Below are 18150 nucleotides of genomic sequence, written 5' to 3'. Positions count from 1 at the left end.
GAATGGCGCTTCAACCACCGCTTCGATCTCGCCGCCATGATCCCCGCCCTCGGCTGCGCCGCCCTCGCCACCCGGCCACAGCCCTACTGGTGGCTCAAGATGGCGGACTATGGTGCGTAATCAGGAGACCAGATAACGTACAACATCAAAGTGACGGACGTCGATACCGGAAGCGTGCTCGCACCGAATGCACAGGTTCCGCTAAGCCATCACGTCAACAGACCTGCCCCAGCATATCGTCGACAAGCCGGTCGAGGTCGCAGCTGCGCATCTCTTTGAGGTAGTTCGCCTCCGTCCGCTTCGCGATCTCTTTGAAATACACGAGCGAATTGTTGCCGCCCTTCAGCTGCGGAAAACTTGCCTGGTACAGGAACCAAATGCTCACACCCAAAGCGAGCACGGCAAGCCCAGAAAAGACCGCCAGATACCACACCGTGGCGTCCTTCGCGGTGGCATTGACGGCGAGCAACGCCAGCATCGCCACGTCTACCGCGAACAGTGCTGATATCTTCGTCTCGGCACGCGGGAAAAATTGAGCACCCGGTCAAGCTGCGCCGACGCCGTTTCGAGAAGTCTTTCTTTTTCCATTTGAGCAGTATAAGCGCGGCCCCCCAAACGACGAAGAACGAATGGCATTATTCACAGGCAGGTCCCCGTCGCCCCCACTCGCCGCTCGTTGCGCGCTTCCGATCTGCGCGTACAATTCCCTCATGGCAAAAAAGACTTCGCTCGACGACATCGCGGGCGATGGAAAGATGCTCGCCGAGCACGGCAAGGAAATCCGCGACCTTATCCGCGAGCGTCGCCCACGTCGTGAAGCACATGGCAACAAAGGACGACATTGCGAATCCACGTAATCTTCGCCGACAGGACGTTCGATGCGCTTCCGATGACATCCGCAAGCTCGGCCCCAGGCAGTGCCTGAAGCGCGGTGACCTTGATCGGCTCAAGCCCGACTACCGGTTGCAGCTCGCCGAGCAAGGGTTCGTCGTCGTCCATCAATCGATGGGCACTTTACTCCCCCGACCACCCCTGACGGCTCGCGACAGGTCACGGCCGCGCGCGACAGACCGCGACCAATCGCGACGTACTGCGGCCGCAAGCGTTGGCGATCGGAAGCTCTTCGTCGGGCGCAGGCTGCCGACTCAAGCTGTGGGATCGACCTTTCTGCTTTAAGGGATTGGGATACGACCACGCTCTTCATCCCCCCAGGATTCCAGTTCAGCGCGGATCGGCAGCTCAACTTAGCTCTTATCACTATCTCGCGAGAGCTCACGCAATAGCCATTGCAGTTCACTCTCTGCCTGGCTGACAAGCTCCGCGTAGGTCAGCATTCGAATGGTGCCACCGTCAGGAACTTGCGGCATCTCCTTTATGCGCTTCCCACCGATCACAATAATGTCGACTGGGCTGATATACGAAAGCAACAGCCCCCTGTAGTCCTCCGCCTGAGCATTGTCCGCCCAGTTGATCGTCTCATGCCAAGGCGGCAGCGACCGCTGCAATATCTCCCGGCTTAGCATCGATAAGAGCCTTGGTGACAACCCAGTAGTCATCCTGCTCAAGGCCCGTAAGCATGAACTCGATGGCTTCTTCCGCGCGCTCATTCGTTGCCGAAGTACAAGTTTACGATCCGAAGCATTTGTTGCTTCGCGTATTCCCTCTTGTGCTCGGGCAGTTCCCTCACTCGAGCCCAGTACTTCTTCATGAACCGGGCATGCGCCGCAGACATTTCCTGCTGATAGACGGCCTTCAGTTGTTCCTTCAGCAATGTCCCTGCGGCGTCGAATACAGCCTGCACGCGACGTTCGCTTTCGTTGAGATCTATCCAGCCGGTGCGGGCCGCTTCGTCTTCAAGCTCGTCCGCATACAGCACGCCAGACAGATGTTGCAACAAGTGCGGGGCACGGTTTCGTCCTGTTCCAAATTGAAGAACCTAGGCCCGCCAACGATTTTGCCTTTCACCTTGATCACGATGCCCTGCATAGCTTTCGGCAACTTTTTCTCAGACACAACGAACTCTGCCTGCACCCCTCCTACGCCGGGAACCGAGAGTGTCTCCACAGCCTTATGGCCGGCGACTTGAAGATGATCCAGGCGGCTGCCGTTCGCCTTGATTGTGAACCGTTCCTCTCGGGCGTAGTCAGGGGCCAACGCGTGTCGAAGCGATTCAGGTGTCGGAAAATTGAGGCTCTGCGCTAGGTGAGTAAGGGTAATTGTCGTTCCTGTTTCTTCAGCGTCGCATGCGGCCGTCTCGATCGGTACCTCTATGCGCGCGATGTCGCCCGGCGTTTCCTCAAGCGCCTTTCGATCAATGCGGAACCTGGCTGCTGCGCCTTTCTGCTTCGTTTCAATTGCCATCACCTCAGCAACAATGATGCCTGCGAACTTGCCGACGCCCTTCCGGCCCTTCACCTCACGGCTCAACGGTGGCGGCGTGCGAGTCCCGCGATCCTTACGGCGATCACGCGCGATGCGCAGATAGTCCTCCCGGACCTGTTTTTCATTCATTCCCTCGCCGTTGTCGGCGATGACAATCTTCGCGTCCGGAGCCATCGCCGTGGGAAGTTGCACCTCAACCGTCACAGCATTTGCGTCCCATGCGTTGTCGACCAGCTCCTTGAGTGCGAGTTCAACGGTGCGGTAGCTTTCGCCCAAGAGGACTGCCAGTCGCGGGCTTACGCCGAAATTCGCCATCTTGCGCCGCATTGAAAACCTCCTAGGAAGCCCCTCTGTTATGACCGCTCCTGAAAGTGGTCTGCTCGCAGAACAATAACCGACAGTACGCTGTTGGAAATCAAAACGTATGATCTTTGCCCTTTCCTCATCTCGAAAAGGAGGCTTCAAACTTCCGGTCTGCGGTCCACAGCAAGCCTTCTATCTGCCCGCAGAGGTCTCCGCCATCCACGCCTTTGCTCATGGGGATAACGACGCGCCTGATCGGCCTCGGTTGCTAAAATGCGGACATGCCAACCGATGAGACCCGTCGCGATGCGTCGCCGCCTGTCGCGACCGGCCGCGACAGCCGCTTCTCGCTGAGCATCGAAGACGCCGCCGATGCGTATGCCCGAGCCGGACATCCGCGTACCCTGCGCTCGATCCAACGCTACTGCGCCAACGGCCACTTGGAATCCATCAAGGTGGCCACGACGCTCGGCGACAAATACTTCATCGACGCCACCTCGCTCACGCGTCACATCGCGCAAATCGACGAGCTGGCGCTCCTCGATGCCCGGACGACAGGTCGCGACCTGTCGCGACAAGTCGCGACTGATGTCGCCGCGCCAATCATGGACGACAGGCCACGACAAGCAGCGACCGGCAGCGACGTGTTGGCGCCGGTCACAGCCATCGACGCGCCCTCGCAACCGCGAACTCCGAGCGACACGCCGCGACCGGTCGCGACAGAAGAACCGGCCGTGTCGCCGCCTGTCGCAGCCAGCCCGACGGACACAGAGGATGTCGCGCGCCTGAAAAGGGAAGTGGAACAGAAGACGACGGAGATCGCGTTTCTGCGCGAACAATCCCAGGATGAGCGCGAGTTCCTGCGCGAGCAGATCGACCGCAAGGATCGCACCATCGACGCCCTGATCGAGCGCGACCGCGAAACCAACTTCCTCGTGCGCGGCCTGCAGGAGATGCTGACGCCTCTGCTGGGTGGCCCGCGCCGTCCGGAACCTGATCGCGGCGCCGATCACCGCGTCGACTAGTAGTGTTGATAACCGCAGGACCCGTCGCCCGCGGCGCTATACTGCTTTCAAGGTATGAACCATATCGGCGATCGACTCGCGAACATCCAGCGCAACATCGAGCTTGTCGGTGCCGACCCGGTAACGCGCCACGGCTTCACGCAAGTTCCCAATTTCATTCTGACCAACAAGGCTCTCTCCGTTGGTGCGAAGCTCGCCTATGCCATGCTGCTGAAGTACGCCTGGCAGGATGACTACTGCTTTCCTGGTCAGTTGAAACTCGCCGCCGACATGGGGGCAGGGGAGCGCAGCGTGCGCACCTATCTCAACGAACTCGAGACGGCAGGGTTTCTCGAAGTGAAGCAGCAGGGCCTCGGCAAGACGAACCTCTACCGGCTGCACCTGACCGTGAAGGGCAAATGACGTTGCCGCGCCTGACCGGCAAATTTTGCCGGTCTGGACCGGCAGTATCGGCCGCTCTGCACCGGCAGTATCGGCCGGTCACTCAATATAAGAATACGCATTTACAAATACACATATCAAAAATATTCGGTCAGGAAATGCGATCTATATATATAGGGAAACAGAAATCCCAAGGAAGTCAAGGGTGGCTTTATTCTAGGGCTTAGTTTAGCCATTTTGTGACGTCATGTCGTAAATCAAAAATTGTGCGACATTTGATTGTGCCTTCGTTCGTGGAGCTCGCCCATTGCGCGTGCTATACTTTTTTTATGAGCACCACAGTGCAGTTGACGCCGGCGCAGGAAGCTTGGCTTGAAGCCCAAGTGGCGGCCGGCCGCCTACCATCGATCGACGATGCCGTGCGCAGCGCCGTCGCCGACCTGATGACGATTGCCAACGATGATCTGGCTTGGGCCAAGCCGTACGTTGACCAGGCGCGCGCCTCGGTGGCACGCGGTGACGTGACCAACGGCGAACTCGTACTTGCCCGTCTTCGGGAGCGGATCGCACACCTTAAGTCAACATGACACGGCTCCTCGTTGCCGCCGAGGCCGAGGGCGATATCGATGACATTCTCGATTATCTCGAGCGCGAGGCAGGTCGCGCCACAGCCGCTGCATACGCCGAACGCTTCGCGGCGGAAATCCAGCGCATTGCCGACTTCCCTGGCCACGCAACCTCCGGGCCGGCGTTAGGTGGCGAAACGCGCGTGGGGCTCGTCTATCCCTATCTACTTATCTACGACTACAGCGCCGCCGATGAGGAGGCGACACTGCTGCGCGTTTTGCACGGCAAGCGCGACATCACCGAGCAACTGATCCGACGCAAGCCCAAGCCCCGTTAGTCGCTCGATGGGAGCCCGCGCGTCGCCGCGCACAGTGGTCATTAGTCGTTGCCTAGGGCATGCCTCAATCACCCGCTATTTCAAGCTAAGTGCTTGGTGCCGCAAGAGGGATTCGAACCCCCGACCCCGTCATTACGAATGACGTGCTCTACCGACTGAGCTATTGCGGCTTTCTTTTGCTGTGCCAAGACCTTAGGTGGTCCAGGCCGCGTGGGCAAGAGCAGCCATACGCCATGGCCGCGCTGCCCTGAGGCAGCCGTAGGAGCGAGCGGAATAGACCAAGTTCGGCGCCCGTTCAAGATGCGCCAAACGTTCGGGGGACCACTGGGAGCCACCTCGAAGCCGCCAGGCCCCGGCCTTCCTGCAGAAGAATCGCCAAGCCGGGTCACGCGCAACATGGGAATGCGCGGCAGCGATGCGCGGGAAATTGTGGATCCGCCGGGGACGTGGATTCACCTGCCCGAGGACGCGCGCGACGCGTAAGCAGGTTGCGTGGACTGCATCGCCACGGGCTCGTATCGCTACGAATTTCAGACACATGCATCGCCAGTGGTGGAACGACCTGCCGGTCCGGTGGCAGTTGATGATCTCGATATCGATCATCAGCCTTGTCGCGGTGCTTCTCTCCGTGGTGCTCGCCGTCTTCGATTCCCGCAGCCGCGTGGAGGCAGAGGTGAACTCGTCGATGGAGTTCGCCCGCCAGCTCGTCAACGACATGGTCAAGCGTTTGGCCAACGGAGGGCAGATCAGCGACCTGCGCAAGACGATGCCGGAGCAGCTCAAGTACGTGCGCCATGCACGCATCCTGGCCACTGACAACCAAGGCAACCTGGTGCAGATCGCGCCCGACGAGCGTGCCGAGCGCAGCCTCTTCGTGCATCCCGAGCGGGCGCCGCGATGGTTTGCCGATCTCGTCGGCCCGAACGTCGGCACGCGCGAAATGCGCGTCATGCTGGGACCCAACCGAATGGGCACCATCCTCATCGTCGGCGAGCCGCGCGATGAGCTCGGCGAGGTGTGGGAGGAGGTCTCGCGGCGGGCCGTGATCTGGCTCGGCATCACGGCGATGATGCTGGTACTCCTATACGTCGTGCTGGGACGGCTGCTCAATCCGTTGGTCGGTCTGGCAAGCGGCATGCAGGAGCTGGAGGACGGCAACTATGGAACGCGGCTGGCGGAGCCGCGCGTGCGCGAGCTGGCGGTCATCGCCTCGCGCTTCAACACCCTGGCGGAGGCCTTGGAGAAGGCGCGCGCCGAGAACAGCCGCCTCTACAAGAACGTCATCGATCTGCAGGAGGACGAGCGGCGTCAGATTGCCAACGAGCTGCACGACGAGGCGGGGCCCTGCCTGTTCGGCATAACGGCCAACGTTTCTTCGGTCGGGCGCCTCGCCGAGCAGGTGCCGGCGGTGCAGGGCGTGCCGATCAAGCAGCGCGTGGAGGAGATCCATACCATCACCGAGCGGCTGAAGACTATAAACCGCGACCTGCTGCGGCGCCTGCGGCCGATCGAGCTCGGACGCATCCCCCTCGAAGAATTGATCGGCAGCCTCGTTGCCGGATTTGGCCGTCGGCATCCGGATGTGACGTTCAGCGTTGCCATTGGTTCCCTTGCGCAGAGTTATGGCGAAGCCGTAGACCTGACGCTGTTCCGCTGCGTGCAGGAGGCGCTGACCAATGCCATGCGGCATGGTGGGGCCACGCGCATGAATATCGACATGCGCGAGGAGCAGGGCGCTTCGAATGGGGTGGGTCGGGCGACGCGCAAGCTGCGTCTCACGATTCACGACAACGGCGCCGGCTTCGCTCCCGGCGCTTCCATGGGAATCGGCATGACCGCCATGCGCGAGCGGGTTGGCGGACTAGGGGGCTCGGCCAGTATCGAAAGCGTGCCGGGCCAAGGCACAACCGTTTCGGTGCTTGTGCCACTCAAGCCGCGCAAGAGCGAGCATGCCGCCGAAGCCGAAGCGATTGAAGGCCACGTCTGATGAAAGTGCTGGTTATCGACGATCATCCGATCGTCATTCAGGGTTGCCGCCGCCTCCTCGAGGACATGGGCGTCGAGGAGATCTTCGTTGCCGCCAGCCTGTCGGAAGGCTTCCGCATCTATCGGCAGAAGCGCCCCGATGTGATCATCGTGGATCTGTCCATGCAGTCGGGCGCGCTCGGCGGCTTGTCGTTCATCCGCCGCCTGCGCGTGCACGACGAGCGCACTCCGGTGCTGGTCCTCAGCATGCACTCCGACCGTATGATCGTCAGCCGCGCGCTGGAGGTCGGCGCCAACGGCTACCTCTTGAAGGACACCTCCTCGGAGGAGTTCGTGAAAGCGTTCCGCCGGGTGCGCGATGGGCTGCCCTATCTCAACCACGAGCTTGCCTCGCAGATCGCCTTCATGGAGGCGCGCGGCGACCGCAATCCCTTGAGCCGCATGACGCTGCGCGAGCTGCAGACGCTGTCGCTCATCGCCGAGGGCAAGCCCTATATCTCCATCGCCGAGGAGCTGCACGTCAGCTACAAGACCGTGGTCAATACTAGCGCGCAGCTCAAGGCCAAGCTCGGCGTGCGCACGCTCCCCGAGCTGATGCGCATCGCCATCCAGCATCTGCCGGCCAACGCCAGCAAGACCGGAATTTAACGCCGGCTGCTAGACCGGCAGCTGCTCTCTCGAGACGCAGCCCCAGCCGGCCAGCAGCCAGCCCTTGCGGTTCTGCTCCAGCCACTTCAGCGCCTCGTTGATATCGGTGTTGTGGCACACCTCGCCGGGCGGCGGCACGAGGTAATGGGTGATCCAGTGCTCCCGGTGCGCGCGATCGCAGTCACCTTCGCGGCAGTACTCGAACTTCAGGACTTGGCCCGGCATGCCGTCGGGTATCCTGATGATGCGTTGGCGGCAGTCATCGCCTGCGCCCATGCATTGCACGACCACATTGGCGCTATCGCCCGAGTGGACGGCGGCAGGCGCCAAGGCGATAAGGGCTAGGGCGAGGAGTGGAGCAGATCGGCGGCGGGTTCGGGCCATGTGGCACCCTTTCAAGCTGAAGCTCAGCCCATCGATTGTGGGCCAGTTCCACCCGGGTGTTCCCGACGATCTTTTCTAATTGCTGAAATGCTATGTCCGAGTCGTGGAAGACTCAAGGATGAAAAAGCGGCAATTTGCGCTCAAATCCGCGCCAGCCACCGAGGGGCCGCTGGTCGTGAATGCAATCTCGCGGATATTCAGACGATCTTCTGCTCGACGGCGATGCGAATGAGCTGCATTGGCGTGCGCGCGCTGAACTTGGTGCGTAGCGAGGCGCAGGTCATGGCCACGGTCTTGTAGGAGACGTTGATGAGGGCGGCGATCTCCGACATGCTCTTGCCCTTGGCGAGCAATCGCAGGACTTCCCTCTCACGTGCCGTGAGCGAGGCGCCGGCCTCGCCGGCACCCACGCGCAAAAAGGCGATCTTCTGGGCCATTTCCGGCGCTAGCGCATGGCCTCCGCGATAGACGGCGCGGATCGCGCTCAAGAAATCTTGCGGGTCGTCGCTCTTGCTGAAGTAGCCGCGCGCACCGCACTCGATCGCCTGGGCGGCGAACATTGAATCGTCGTTCATGCTGAACATCAGGATGCGCGTTCCTGGGTCGCGCGCCACCAGGCGCCGCGCCAGCTCGAAGCCCGAGACGTCGGGCAAGTTGATGTCGATGACCGTCACGTCCGGGTGCTGGGTGGAATGCATCTCCTGGGCGCTGCCCGCATCGCGCGCCTCGAGCATTTCCATGTCGTCGGCCTCGGCCAGAAGCGCCCGGCACCCTGACAGGACGATTGGGTGATCGTCGACGACTAAGACCTTCACGGATTGGCTCGTTTCAGCTTTTGGCATAGAACTATATAACATACCAGGTACGCCCGTTGAAACCGGGAATTTTGTCCGCGCCCGGGCGCTGGAAGGCCATTCGCAGGAGCTATGAATGTCCATTCGTTTTCGGCTCAATGCCCTGTTCATGGCGCTGTTGTCGCTGGCGTTGATTTCCTTCGTGCTGGTGATGTTCGTCAGCGCCGGGCCGCGCATCCATGCGGAAAACGACAGCATCATGCGGCTCGCCACGGAGTTCGTCGAAACGACGATTGAGAGCCTGCAGGGCACCACCGACCCTGGCGAGCGCCTCGAGGTGCTGCTCGATGGCCTCAAGGATCTCCGCCATGTGCGGATCTACCGCGCGGGAGACCGCGAGGCGGCCATCGAGGCCCAGGCCCCGATCGCGGGCGAGGCGCCGGCCTGGCTCAGCCAGCTCGCCGAGCCGGCCGCGGGCGTGGAAATTCCCGTTCGGGTCAACGGACAGGATTTTGGCAACCTCGTCATCGCGCCGCGTGCCGACCACGAGGCGGCCGAGATCTGGGAATCGATCGAAACCATCACGGTTGTCGGCGGCGCACTAGCCGTCGCCACGGTGTTGCTCATGAGCTTGTTGATCGGACATCTCTTGAAGCCGATCCGCACCGTCGGCGACGCGCTGCTGACGCTCGACTCCGGGCGCTACGACGTCGTGGTGCCCGAAGCGGGACCGCCGGAAATCGCCGACATCTGTCGCAAGTTGAACCGCCTCGCAGCGACGCTCGCGGGAACGATCTCCGAGAACCGCCGCCTCGCCGAGCGCATCATCTGCGTGCAGGACGAGGAGCGTAAGGACCTCGCCCGCGAGCTGCACGACGAGCTCGGCCCCTACCTGTTCGCCATTCGGGCGGCGGTCACGGCGCTGAAGGCGGAATTGCAGCGTGGCGGCACCGATCGAGCCAAGCTGCTGAGCACCTGCGACACGATCGTCGAGCGCATGGAGACGATCCAGCGCATGAACCGCGGCGTGCTGCAGAAGCTGCGGCCGATGGGGCTTTCAGAGTTCGGCCTCAAGGCAAAGCTCAAGTCGCTCGTCGCCCTCATGCAGGAGAACCACCTCGACGTAGCGATAAGCCTCGATGTCGATGACGCGCTCCCGGCCTGCGACGAGACGAGCAATCTCACCATCTACCGCGTCGTGCAGGAAGGCGTGACCAACGCCTTTAAACACGCCGATGCGAGCGTCATCGACATCGGCGTGGCACCCAGCGGCAAGCATTTCGGCGCCCATCGCCATCAAGGATGCGTCGCGTCCGGTGATCCGCGTGCGCGTCTCCGACGATGGCAAGGGGCTGCCCGATGCGCTGAAGCCCAGCTACGGCATCGCCGGCATGTCGGAGCGCGTGCGGGCGACGGGCGGCGAGATCAGGTTGACGAACCGTCCCGGCGGAGGCGTGACGCTGGAAGCGTGGATTCCGGTATCTGCTCCCCACGTGCAAGCCGAGGCTTCCGCGCAACAGTCAACTTCGCAGGGCTGAATTTCCATCCAACGTGCGCAACTTCACCTGCGCATTGCCACGCGTGGCAATGCGCAGGTGGGGCGCGGCAATTCTTTTCTCAAACTCTGAGATTCAGCCGGCCCTTTTGCCGCGGTAGCTCTTGCATACGGGAGCCAAGGGGATGGGATTTTCAGAAATCATTCCCGCGTTTCTTGCTCCCGCAGCGTTGAGTAGCCGCCGTTTCCCTGCGGTTTCGGCGGTCGGGGGGAGTAAGAGTAATGCGTCGAGTTCGCGTCACAGCTGCGTCTGCAGCAGCTATGTTTGCCGTTTTGTCCGTTTCCGCCATGGCTCAGGAGCCCCCGACACCGGCTCCACCCGCCGATCAGCTGCCACCCGTCGACGTCATCCAGAAGCAGCCGACGCCGGCGCCTGCCGCCAAGAAGAAATCCGCGGCCAAGAAGAAGCAGGTTTCCCCCACTCCGCAGCCGCCCGCCGCCGTCGCCGCGCCCGCGCCGACGGGCATCACGCGAGATGCCGGCGGCCGCCCTGTCACCAGTGCGGCGCCCGTAACCTCGCCCGTGACGCCCGAGAGCATCTTGCCGAGCAACCTCGAGGGCTTCAGCAGCGCCGCATCTCGCGTGACAAAGGCGCAGCTCGACGAACAGCGGCCGGCCGATACGCACGAGGCCTTCAAGCGCGTGCCGGGCGTCGTCGTCACCAACGACGACGGCTTCGCCCGCCATATCGGCATCGGCATGCGCGGCTCGCCCTTCCGCCGCGGCCGCAAGGTCCTCATTCTCGAGGACGGCCAATCCATCAACATGAGCAGCTACATCGATCCGTCGACGCATTACACGCCGCCGTTAGACCGTGTTGAGAGCATTGAAGTGCTGCGCGGCACGGTGATCAGCCACGGACCGCTGAATAATCACGGCGTCGTCAACTTCCAGAACCTCAATCCGTTCGGTCCCGAGGAAACGGTGATTTCGGCCGCCATCGGCACGACCGAGCATAGCCTCAAGGACTGGAACAACACGCGCCATTTCCACACCAGACAGCATGCCGGCAACGTCGGTGCAGTCTTCTCCTACTCGGGGGCGGAAGCCGCCGGTGCATGGGACAACGAGGTGCTGCGCTACAACGACTTTTATGGCGCTCTGGGATGGAAGGGCGTCGACCAGGATCTTGTCGTGTCTGCCGTCTACTACCGGCAGCGCGACAACTACGACGAAGCCAACCTGGAAATGGAGGATGACGCGCTCGACGACTTGGGTTTCGATTCAGCCGACGAATTCTTCTATGGCCTCAATCACTGCCGCACTTGCTATAACCCAGGGTCCAGCTTCAATACATATAGTGCCGACGTCGTCGTGCTGCAGGCGGCACACAATTACTACCTGGACGCGGATACGACGATCTCGTCGCGACTGTACGGCTTCTATCACAAGCGTGACCGCTACGAGAACGACTTCGAGTTCGAGGATGGCAACAGCATCCCGGGTCCCGTGCCCCCAGACGATGAGTTCGTGATGGAAGGTCGCCGGCGCACCTATACCAAGTGGGGTGCCGAAGTACGCGGCGAGTGGGCTAACCGCCCGTTCATTGCCGGCTTGAAGCAGGACATCCAGGCTGGCATCCGCTACGAACACCAGACGTTCGACAACCGCAACTTCGAGGGAGAGGAAGGCGTGATTTATGGCTGGGGAGATGAGTCGGGCGAGGAAACCATCCTCGACGAGCGCTACCGGTCGGACTCGGTCGCCGCGTTCTTGCAGACGGCGATCCACGTCACCAAGGACTTCTCGGTCATTCCCGGCGTGCGCTTCGAGACGTACGACGTCGAGCGTGTGACGTACGTGAACGAGGATCGCGTGGACTCTGGCGAACTTGATCCGGGCGACTTCCCGCTCCGGGAGTACGTCGATCACGCGCTGGTGCTGCCAGGGATCGCTTTCAGCTACGATGGGTTCTATCGGACTACGCTGTACGGCGGCTATCACCGCGGGCACACGCCCCACGTGGCGCGCGGCGAGTTCTTCCCGCTTCCCGCCGAAACCGGCGACAACTTCCAGGTTGGCTTGCGCACTACCGCTTTCAAAGGTCTGACCTTTGAAGGCGCTCTGTTCCACAGCCGCATCGATAACTATCAGATCAAAGAGGCCTTCACGACCGCCACGGGCAACAACATCTTCGGCAACATAGAGGAGGTGGAGATCAACGGCTTCGAGCTGTACTCGCGCCTCGACAGCCAGCCCTATACCGGTGGCAAGTTCAATCTCTTCGGTGAGGCGACCTATACGTTTGCCGACTCTATCATTGAAAAGGGTGTGGAGGTCGACGAGGACACGGGGGACATCACGGTCGTCAACGGCAATGAGCTTCCCGAGGTGCCGCGCCACTTCGCCAACCTCACGGTAGGCATAGAGGAACGTGGGCTGTGGGACGCCAGCGTGACGTGGAGCTATCGTGGCGATTTCTACACCGACGTGAGCAACACACCGCTCGACGAAGAGGGCGAGGTCGGCCTCGTTCCCGACGTGTGGCTCCTTTCGGCGCGCGCCAACTACCACATCCCGGGCACTGGTGCGACGGTGTTCATCTCCGGCCACAACCTCACGGATGAGTACTACATCACCGACCGCGAGGATGGTGTGAAGCCCGGTATCGGGCGGACCTATTGGGCTGGGTTCAAGTACAAGCTGCAGTAGGACCTACCCCCAGCACTCGCGCAGCTGGCCGCCTCTACCTTCAAGGTAGAGGCGGCCCGTTTGTTAAGTGCGAGTGTTGCGGGTTCGACAGCTCGTCTCGCAGCTTCGATTCGGCATGCGATGCGACATGCGTAAGCAGGGCTGTGGGGGTTCGTAAATGCGGAGCCAGTACGTCGCTGGTGTGCCAATCGCCGCGCCGGTCTCACGGCTTGATGGCGATGCCCCACGGCAGGCGCCCGACCGGCACCGATCGCTCCGCCTTCAAGGTCGCGACGTCGATGATCGTCACGTCGTTGGTAAGGCCGTTGGCCGTATAGAGCTTCGACCCGTCGGGCGACATCTCCATGTGCCAGGGTCGCTGGCCGACGAGGATGTAGTTCGTCACTTCCAGCTTTTCGACATCGATGACGGCAATGCGGTTGGCGCGCCCTAAGGCGACGAATCCGCGCCTGCCGTCCTTGGAGAAACGAATGCCCAGAGGCTGGATGAGCTCGGAGCGCACGCCCTCGATCTCGAAGCCGATCTTCTTGGTCACCTTGAACGTCGTGGCGTCGATAACCGATAGCGTCCCGCCGACCTCGGACGTAACCCAGAAGTGCTTGCCGCCATCTTCGTAAAGCGCGGCGCGCGGGCGCGTATCGACCAGCACGTTGGCGATCAGCTTGAAGGTCGCCGTGTCGATGACATGCGCCATGCTGGTCGATTCCGAGGTGGCGATCGCATGCTTCCCGTCCGGGCTGAAGGCCATGCCTTCCGGCTCGATGCCGACGGGGATCTCGGCCAGCACCTTGCCGTCGACCAACTCGACCACCGACACCATGGCGTCGTCCTCGTTGGCGATGAAGATGCGCCTGCCGCCCGGCTCGACCTCCAGATACTCGGGATCGGCGAGCGTCGGGATGCTGCGCTCCACCTCCAGCTTCGTCGTGTCGATGACGTCGATGGCGTCGTCGTCGCCGGCGCAGACGAGCACCGATTTGAAGTCCGGCGTGACGCGGATGCCGCGCGGGCGCGCCCCGACCTTGATCACCTTCACCGGCTTCATCGTCTCGCTGTCGAGCACGGTGACTGTGTTGTCCTTCTCGTTGCTGATGAACAGCTGCGAAGCGTCGGCGGCATTTGGAAGGAAGAGGGTGGTGATGAACGCTAGGCCGCATGCTTTACGCATTCTGTCTCGTCCAGTCTGTTGAGGAACGCGCCGACGTCCGGTTGGTGTGCTGATCGCGTCGCGGCGAGCTACCCGGCACCGCCGGCCAACAACCGCATCGTGCATTGCGAAGCGCCAAGGCTGCCTCAATTCGGCGGCGGGACGGCGAGCAGCTGCAGGGCGCTGATCGCCACCTCGTTGCGAGCCTCACGTGCAACATCCAGCGCCGTCTTGCCAAGGTTATTTTTGATCGCCGGATTGGCACCTTTGGAAAGCAAAAGGCCGATCATGGGAGCGTTGTTGTGCCCAGCGGCAACCATCAGCGCCGTCACCCCGGCCGCCGATTTCGCATTCACGTCCGCTCCGCGCTCGATCAACTCCTCGGCGATGTCGATGGGCGTCGGACCGGCGGCGAGGTGAACCGCGCGCGCCTGCGGGCTGAGCTGGGAGGCAACGAGCATCAGCGGAGTGATTTTCTGCTTGCCATTGGTCGCGTTCACCTTGGCGCCTGCCCTGATGAGGGCGCGGGCCGCAAACAGCTGGTCGTCGCCGATCGCAACCTCTAGGGGCGTGTACCCTTGCCGGGTTTCCTTCTCGATATCCGCGCCTTTGGCGATCAGCGCCTCGATGGAGGGGACGTGGTTGCGATTGACGGCATGGACGAGCGGGGTGACGCCGTCATTGTCTGGCAGATTGGGGTTCGCTCCATGCTCGAGCAGCAGCTGCACGAGATCGGAGTTGCGGCTGCGCGCCGCCGTATGCAGGGGCGCATACCCCTGATCGTTGAGCTTGTTGACGTCGGCGCCCCTGCCGAGCAGAAGCTTGGTCCTCTTCGTATCGAACGCGAGTACCGCGTTGTTGAGCTCGGCATCGATGTCGGCGCCGTTGGCCAGCCACTCCTCGAGCCGCTTTTGCGACACGATCTGGTCAGCCGAGGCAGCTTCTGTGGCCGGTCGCTGGGTCGCGGATTTGAGGTAGCGCTCCTCGTATTTCTTGGTCACCGCCTTGTCGTAGGAGCCGTGCGAGGGAATGTCCCCCGTCACCACGCAGTCGCTGCACTGGACGAGCGGCACGCCGTAATCGTCGAGGATGCGCGCGATTTCGTCCTTCTTCGCCATCAGGGCGTTGTCGAGCATGAACTTGAGCACGACATCCGTGTTCTGCACGCCGATCGCGAGATTGAACTCGAGCGGCACCTCGTCCTCCATCAGGTTGACCGGCTGCAGGGTGATGGGCGCGCCCCTCGCTTTGCTGACCCAGCCGGCAAACGGACCCCAGAGGCCGACGACGTCGAGCCGCGTGTCGAGCAGCTGCTCGACCTGGCGCCAGGGCTGATTCTCCGGTCGCAGGTCGGCGTCCGAGGTGACGATGGCGATGGAATCGAGGTTCTTGATGCCGTATCGGGCCAGCACCATGCGGATGGCGGAATGCTGGTAGGTGCCGATCTTGAGCTTCTTCAGGCGCGGATCGTCGAGGCTCTTGAAGTCGTAGTGCCGGTCGCTGAGGTAGGCGAGCACGTAGGTCGAGCGGTAGATCGGGATGGTGGTGAGGACCGAGGCGGAGTCGGCCGGCATGTCGAGAAGGATGTCGCACTCGTTGTTGGCGAATGTCTCGCGCGTCAGGCCGCGCTCGAGGTACGGGCGCCAGAAGTAGCTCACTTCGGCTCCCATCTGTTGCGCGACGGCTTCGATGATCTTGTTCTGGAATCCCTGGCGCTGATTGTCGGAGAGCGGCATGTTGCCGGGATCGGCGCAGACGGACAGCCGCGAGACCTTGCGACGCTTGGCGGCCTGTTTCGCCGCCGCGATCTCCGCCGGCGTAAGCTGCTCGTAGGGCGTGGAAAGGCTGTACTCCTTGCGCTCGGCGGCGCTGGCGCACTGGGCCGCGATGCCGGCGAGGATGATGGCGGCAAGGGGGATGACGCACTTCTGCATGGGATGCGACTTACCGATGGCCGGAGGACGAAAGGCGCCCGATGTCGCAAGGACATCGGACGCCAGCTTTGTGCAGGTTTAGATCGGCTTACTCACCAATACGGAAGGTGTAGAGCATGCCGGCCTGCGGGATCTTGTCGAGACCCGTGGCTTTGGCCATCGCCGTTGCACCGATGGCGCCGAACTTGTCGTCCATGTCGAGACCGGCGGTGACGGGGATGCCGATCCAGCCGCCGAGACCGGCGAAGATCGACACGTACTGCTTGCCCTTGACCTTGTAGGTGATCGGGTTGCCGATGATGCCCGAGCCGAGCCGCTGCTGCCAGAGAACCTTGCCTGACTTGCGGTCGACGGCGCGGAAGTCACCGTTGTTCGAGCCGTAGAACACGACGCCGCCATCGGTAACCATGGTGCCGCCCCAGTTCGGATACGGATCCGGGATCTCCCAGTCGGCCTTGCCGGTCAGCACGTCGAACTTCTTCAGCTTGCCTGCGATGCCTGGCTTCTCCGGATACATGTACACGTTGGCAAACACGTAGACCGTGCCCTGCTGCGTGTGCGTGCGCTCCTGAGGCTCGTCCTCCATGCACCAGTTGTTGGTGGGGCAGTAGAACTTATTGGGCTCCTTGGGATCGACCGAGCACGGCTGCTGATCCTTGCCGCCCATGGCGGAGGGGCAGGCGGGCGTGTTGCGGCCAACCTCGAACGGCGAATGCTCGCGAACCTTGATGGGGCGACCGGTCTTCAGGTCGACCTTCTCGGCCCAATCAACCGTTACGAACTTGCTGGCGCGCAGAAGCGTGCCGTTCGTGCGGTCGAGAACGTAGGCGAAGCCGTTGCGATCGAAGTGGGTGAGCGCCTTGACCTTCTTACCGTCGATGTCCATGTCGGTAAGAATGTTCTCGTTGACTCCGTCGTAGTCCCACTGGTCGAACGGCGTCATCTGATAAGCCCAGGCGACCTCACCGGTATCGACCTTGCGGGCGAAGATGGTCATCGACCACTTGTTGTCCCACTTGCCGGTGTTGCACTCGTCGTGAGTCTTGTCGCCGCAGCGATAGCTGGGGCTCCAGTGGCCAGGGTTGCCGGTGGACCAAAACACGAGCTTCAGCTCAGGATCGTAGCTGCCCCAGGCCCAGTAGGAGCCGCCGCCGATTTTCCATTCGCCGCCGTTCGTATCAGGATAGCTGGTGACACCGATGTCCTTGCCGGCCGTGCCGAAGTGCGGGTTGGCCTTGTTGGTCTCCGGCGTCAGGCACACGTCAGCGTCGGGACCGGTCGAATGGCAGTTCCACACGACCTTGCCGGTCTCGATGTCGTACGCCGTCAGGCGGCCGCGGGCCGCGAACTCGTCGCCGCCGAAGCCGGCGATGACCAGGTTCTCGGCGATAAGCGTCGGACCGGTGATGGTCTCGCCCTTCTCCGGGTACGCATGCTTGACGACCCACACCTCTTTGCCGGTGGAGGCATCGAGCGCGATCACGTAGCCGTCGAGCGTGTGGTAGATGACCTTGTTCTTGGCGTAGTTCACACCGCGATGGACGGTGTCGCAGCAGGCGCGCGGCACAGCCGATTCATCGCGATCGGTCTTCTTGACGTAATTCCACACCTGCACCGGATTGTCCGGATCGGTGAGGTCGAGTGCCTGCACGATGTTGCACTGGGCCATGTTTGGGCAGCCCGACGAGAAGTACATCATCGGCTTGCCGTCGTGCTCGACGACGACAGGCTGGCCCTCGTGGCCGCGCAAGGCGCCGGTCGACTGCGACCAGACATACTTGAGCTTGCCGATGTTCTCCGTGGAGATGTCCTTGAGGTTGCTGTGACGGGTCAACTTGTTGTCGCGACCCGGTGCCGGCCACCAATCAGGGTTCTGCGCCCGCTTGTCGATTTCCTCGGATGCCGTTTCGGCGATCACGGGATTTGCCATTCCCACTGCACCGGCTAGCAACAGGCCAGATAGCAGGAGAACCGAACTACGTATCATGTTGGTTTCCTCTCCTCTTTGCAGACATGCCACGTCCCCTCCCGGCCCCGGCTATTCGAGCCGGGACG

At 62.1% G+C, this 18150-nt stretch carries 19 protein-coding genes and 1 tRNA gene; 9 read left to right on the top strand and 11 right to left on the bottom strand.

All coding sequences use genetic code 11. From position 1 onward, the window contains the following. Positions 1-214: 214 nt before the first annotated feature. Positions 215-478: a Pycsar system effector family protein gene (locus tag F9K20_RS18225; RefSeq protein WP_291005218.1), complete on the bottom strand. Its 264-nt coding sequence runs from the start codon at positions 476-478 to the stop codon at positions 215-217. Between the two features lie 232 nt (positions 479-710). Between F9K20_RS18225 and F9K20_RS18220 the strand changes: the two genes are divergently transcribed. Further along, positions 711-857 carry a hypothetical protein gene (locus F9K20_RS18220; protein ID WP_291005216.1) on the top strand — a complete coding sequence of 49 codons (147 nt, stop codon included), beginning with the start codon at positions 711-713 and terminating at the stop codon, positions 855-857. A 387-nt stretch (positions 858-1244) separates the two neighbouring features. On the opposite strand, the gene F9K20_RS18215 is transcribed toward F9K20_RS18220, so the two are convergent. From F9K20_RS18215 to F9K20_RS18205, 3 genes are all read right to left on the bottom strand, one after another. Continuing rightward, entirely contained in the window at positions 1245-1523 is a 279-nt protein-coding gene (locus F9K20_RS18215) for a hypothetical protein (protein WP_291005214.1), read from the bottom strand. An 80-nt stretch (positions 1524-1603) separates the two neighbouring features. Further along, positions 1604-1876 (bottom strand): hypothetical protein, encoded by a 273-nt coding sequence (locus F9K20_RS18210; protein ID WP_291005211.1) that lies wholly within the window; start codon positions 1874-1876, stop codon positions 1604-1606. Beyond that, positions 1825-2709 carry an ATP-binding protein gene (locus tag F9K20_RS18205; RefSeq protein ID WP_291005208.1) on the bottom strand — a complete coding sequence of 295 codons (885 nt, stop codon included), beginning with the start codon at positions 2707-2709 and terminating at the stop codon, positions 1825-1827. Before F9K20_RS18205 ends, F9K20_RS18210 begins: the two co-directional genes overlap by 52 nt. A gap of 257 nt (positions 2710-2966) precedes the next feature. Here F9K20_RS18205 and F9K20_RS18200 point away from each other — a divergent pair, with 257 nt between their 5' ends. From F9K20_RS18200 to F9K20_RS18185, 4 genes are all read left to right on the top strand, one after another. Continuing rightward, a complete protein-coding gene (locus tag F9K20_RS18200; RefSeq protein ID WP_291005205.1) occupies positions 2967-3710 on the top strand; it encodes a hypothetical protein in 744 nt (247 codons plus the stop codon). A 54-nt stretch (positions 3711-3764) separates the two neighbouring features. Then, complete coding sequence (locus tag F9K20_RS18195) at positions 3765-4112, top strand: helix-turn-helix domain-containing protein (RefSeq protein ID WP_291005202.1); 348 nt, start codon at positions 3765-3767, stop codon at positions 4110-4112. Positions 4113-4432: 320 nt separating this feature from the next. Next, on the top strand, positions 4433-4678 hold the full coding sequence (locus F9K20_RS18190; protein WP_291005199.1) for a hypothetical protein: 246 nt from the start codon (positions 4433-4435) through the stop codon (positions 4676-4678). Beyond that, positions 4675-4995: a type II toxin-antitoxin system RelE/ParE family toxin gene (locus F9K20_RS18185; RefSeq protein ID WP_291005196.1), complete on the top strand. Its 321-nt coding sequence runs from the start codon at positions 4675-4677 to the stop codon at positions 4993-4995. Before F9K20_RS18190 ends, F9K20_RS18185 begins: the two co-directional genes overlap by 4 nt. Positions 4996-5089: 94 nt before the next feature. Here the strand turns inward: F9K20_RS18185 and F9K20_RS18180 are convergent. Next, positions 5090-5165, bottom strand: a tRNA-Thr gene (locus tag F9K20_RS18180). Positions 5166-5578: 413 nt separating this feature from the next. Between F9K20_RS18180 and F9K20_RS18175 the strand changes: the two genes are divergently transcribed. Continuing rightward, positions 5579-6982 carry an ATP-binding protein gene (locus tag F9K20_RS18175; RefSeq protein ID WP_291005193.1) on the top strand — a complete coding sequence of 468 codons (1404 nt, stop codon included), beginning with the start codon at positions 5579-5581 and terminating at the stop codon, positions 6980-6982. Then, positions 6979-7629 (top strand): response regulator transcription factor, encoded by a 651-nt coding sequence (locus F9K20_RS18170; protein WP_291005228.1) that lies wholly within the window; start codon positions 6979-6981, stop codon positions 7627-7629. Before F9K20_RS18175 ends, F9K20_RS18170 begins: the two co-directional genes overlap by 4 nt. 9 nt (positions 7630-7638) lie before the next feature. On the opposite strand, the gene F9K20_RS18165 is transcribed toward F9K20_RS18170, so the two are convergent. From F9K20_RS18165 to F9K20_RS18155, 3 genes are all read right to left on the bottom strand, one after another. After that, a complete protein-coding gene (locus F9K20_RS18165) occupies positions 7639-8013 on the bottom strand; it encodes a hypothetical protein (protein WP_291005190.1) in 375 nt (124 codons plus the stop codon). A gap of 197 nt (positions 8014-8210) precedes the next feature. After that, on the bottom strand, positions 8211-8828 hold the full coding sequence (locus tag F9K20_RS18160; protein ID WP_291005187.1) for a response regulator transcription factor: 618 nt from the start codon (positions 8826-8828) through the stop codon (positions 8211-8213). A 109-nt stretch (positions 8829-8937) separates the two neighbouring features. Next, positions 8938-9177: a hypothetical protein gene (locus F9K20_RS18155; RefSeq protein ID WP_291005184.1), complete on the bottom strand. Its 240-nt coding sequence runs from the start codon at positions 9175-9177 to the stop codon at positions 8938-8940. Here F9K20_RS18155 and F9K20_RS18150 point away from each other — a divergent pair. Next, complete coding sequence (locus F9K20_RS18150) at positions 9145-10536, top strand: histidine kinase (protein WP_291005180.1); 1392 nt, start codon at positions 9145-9147, stop codon at positions 10534-10536. The genes F9K20_RS18155 and F9K20_RS18150 overlap by 33 nt on opposite strands. Before the next feature lie 114 nt (positions 10537-10650). Continuing rightward, complete coding sequence (locus F9K20_RS18145) at positions 10651-13014, top strand: TonB-dependent receptor (RefSeq protein ID WP_291005177.1); 2364 nt, start codon at positions 10651-10653, stop codon at positions 13012-13014. A gap of 202 nt (positions 13015-13216) precedes the next feature. Here F9K20_RS18145 and F9K20_RS18140 read toward each other — a convergent pair whose 3' ends face one another. The 3 genes from F9K20_RS18140 to F9K20_RS18130 form a co-directional block, all read right to left on the bottom strand. Continuing rightward, positions 13217-14182, bottom strand: coding sequence for a PQQ-dependent catabolism-associated beta-propeller protein (locus F9K20_RS18140; protein WP_291005174.1), 966 nt, complete (start codon positions 14180-14182; stop codon positions 13217-13219). 125 nt (positions 14183-14307) lie between these two features. After that, entirely contained in the window at positions 14308-16095 is a 1788-nt protein-coding gene (locus F9K20_RS18135) for a quinoprotein dehydrogenase-associated putative ABC transporter substrate-binding protein (RefSeq protein WP_291005172.1), read from the bottom strand. 88 nt (positions 16096-16183) lie between these two features. After that, positions 16184-18025: a PQQ-dependent dehydrogenase, methanol/ethanol family gene (locus F9K20_RS18130; RefSeq protein ID WP_291005169.1), complete on the bottom strand. Its 1842-nt coding sequence runs from the start codon at positions 18023-18025 to the stop codon at positions 16184-16186. Positions 18026-18150 lie beyond the last annotated feature (125 nt).

The sequence above is a fragment of the Hyphomicrobium sp. genome (genome assembly GCF_009026145.1).
Lineage (GTDB): Bacteria > Pseudomonadota > Alphaproteobacteria > Rhizobiales > Hyphomicrobiaceae > Hyphomicrobium_A.
This window is presented reverse-complemented; position numbering and strand designations above follow the sequence as displayed.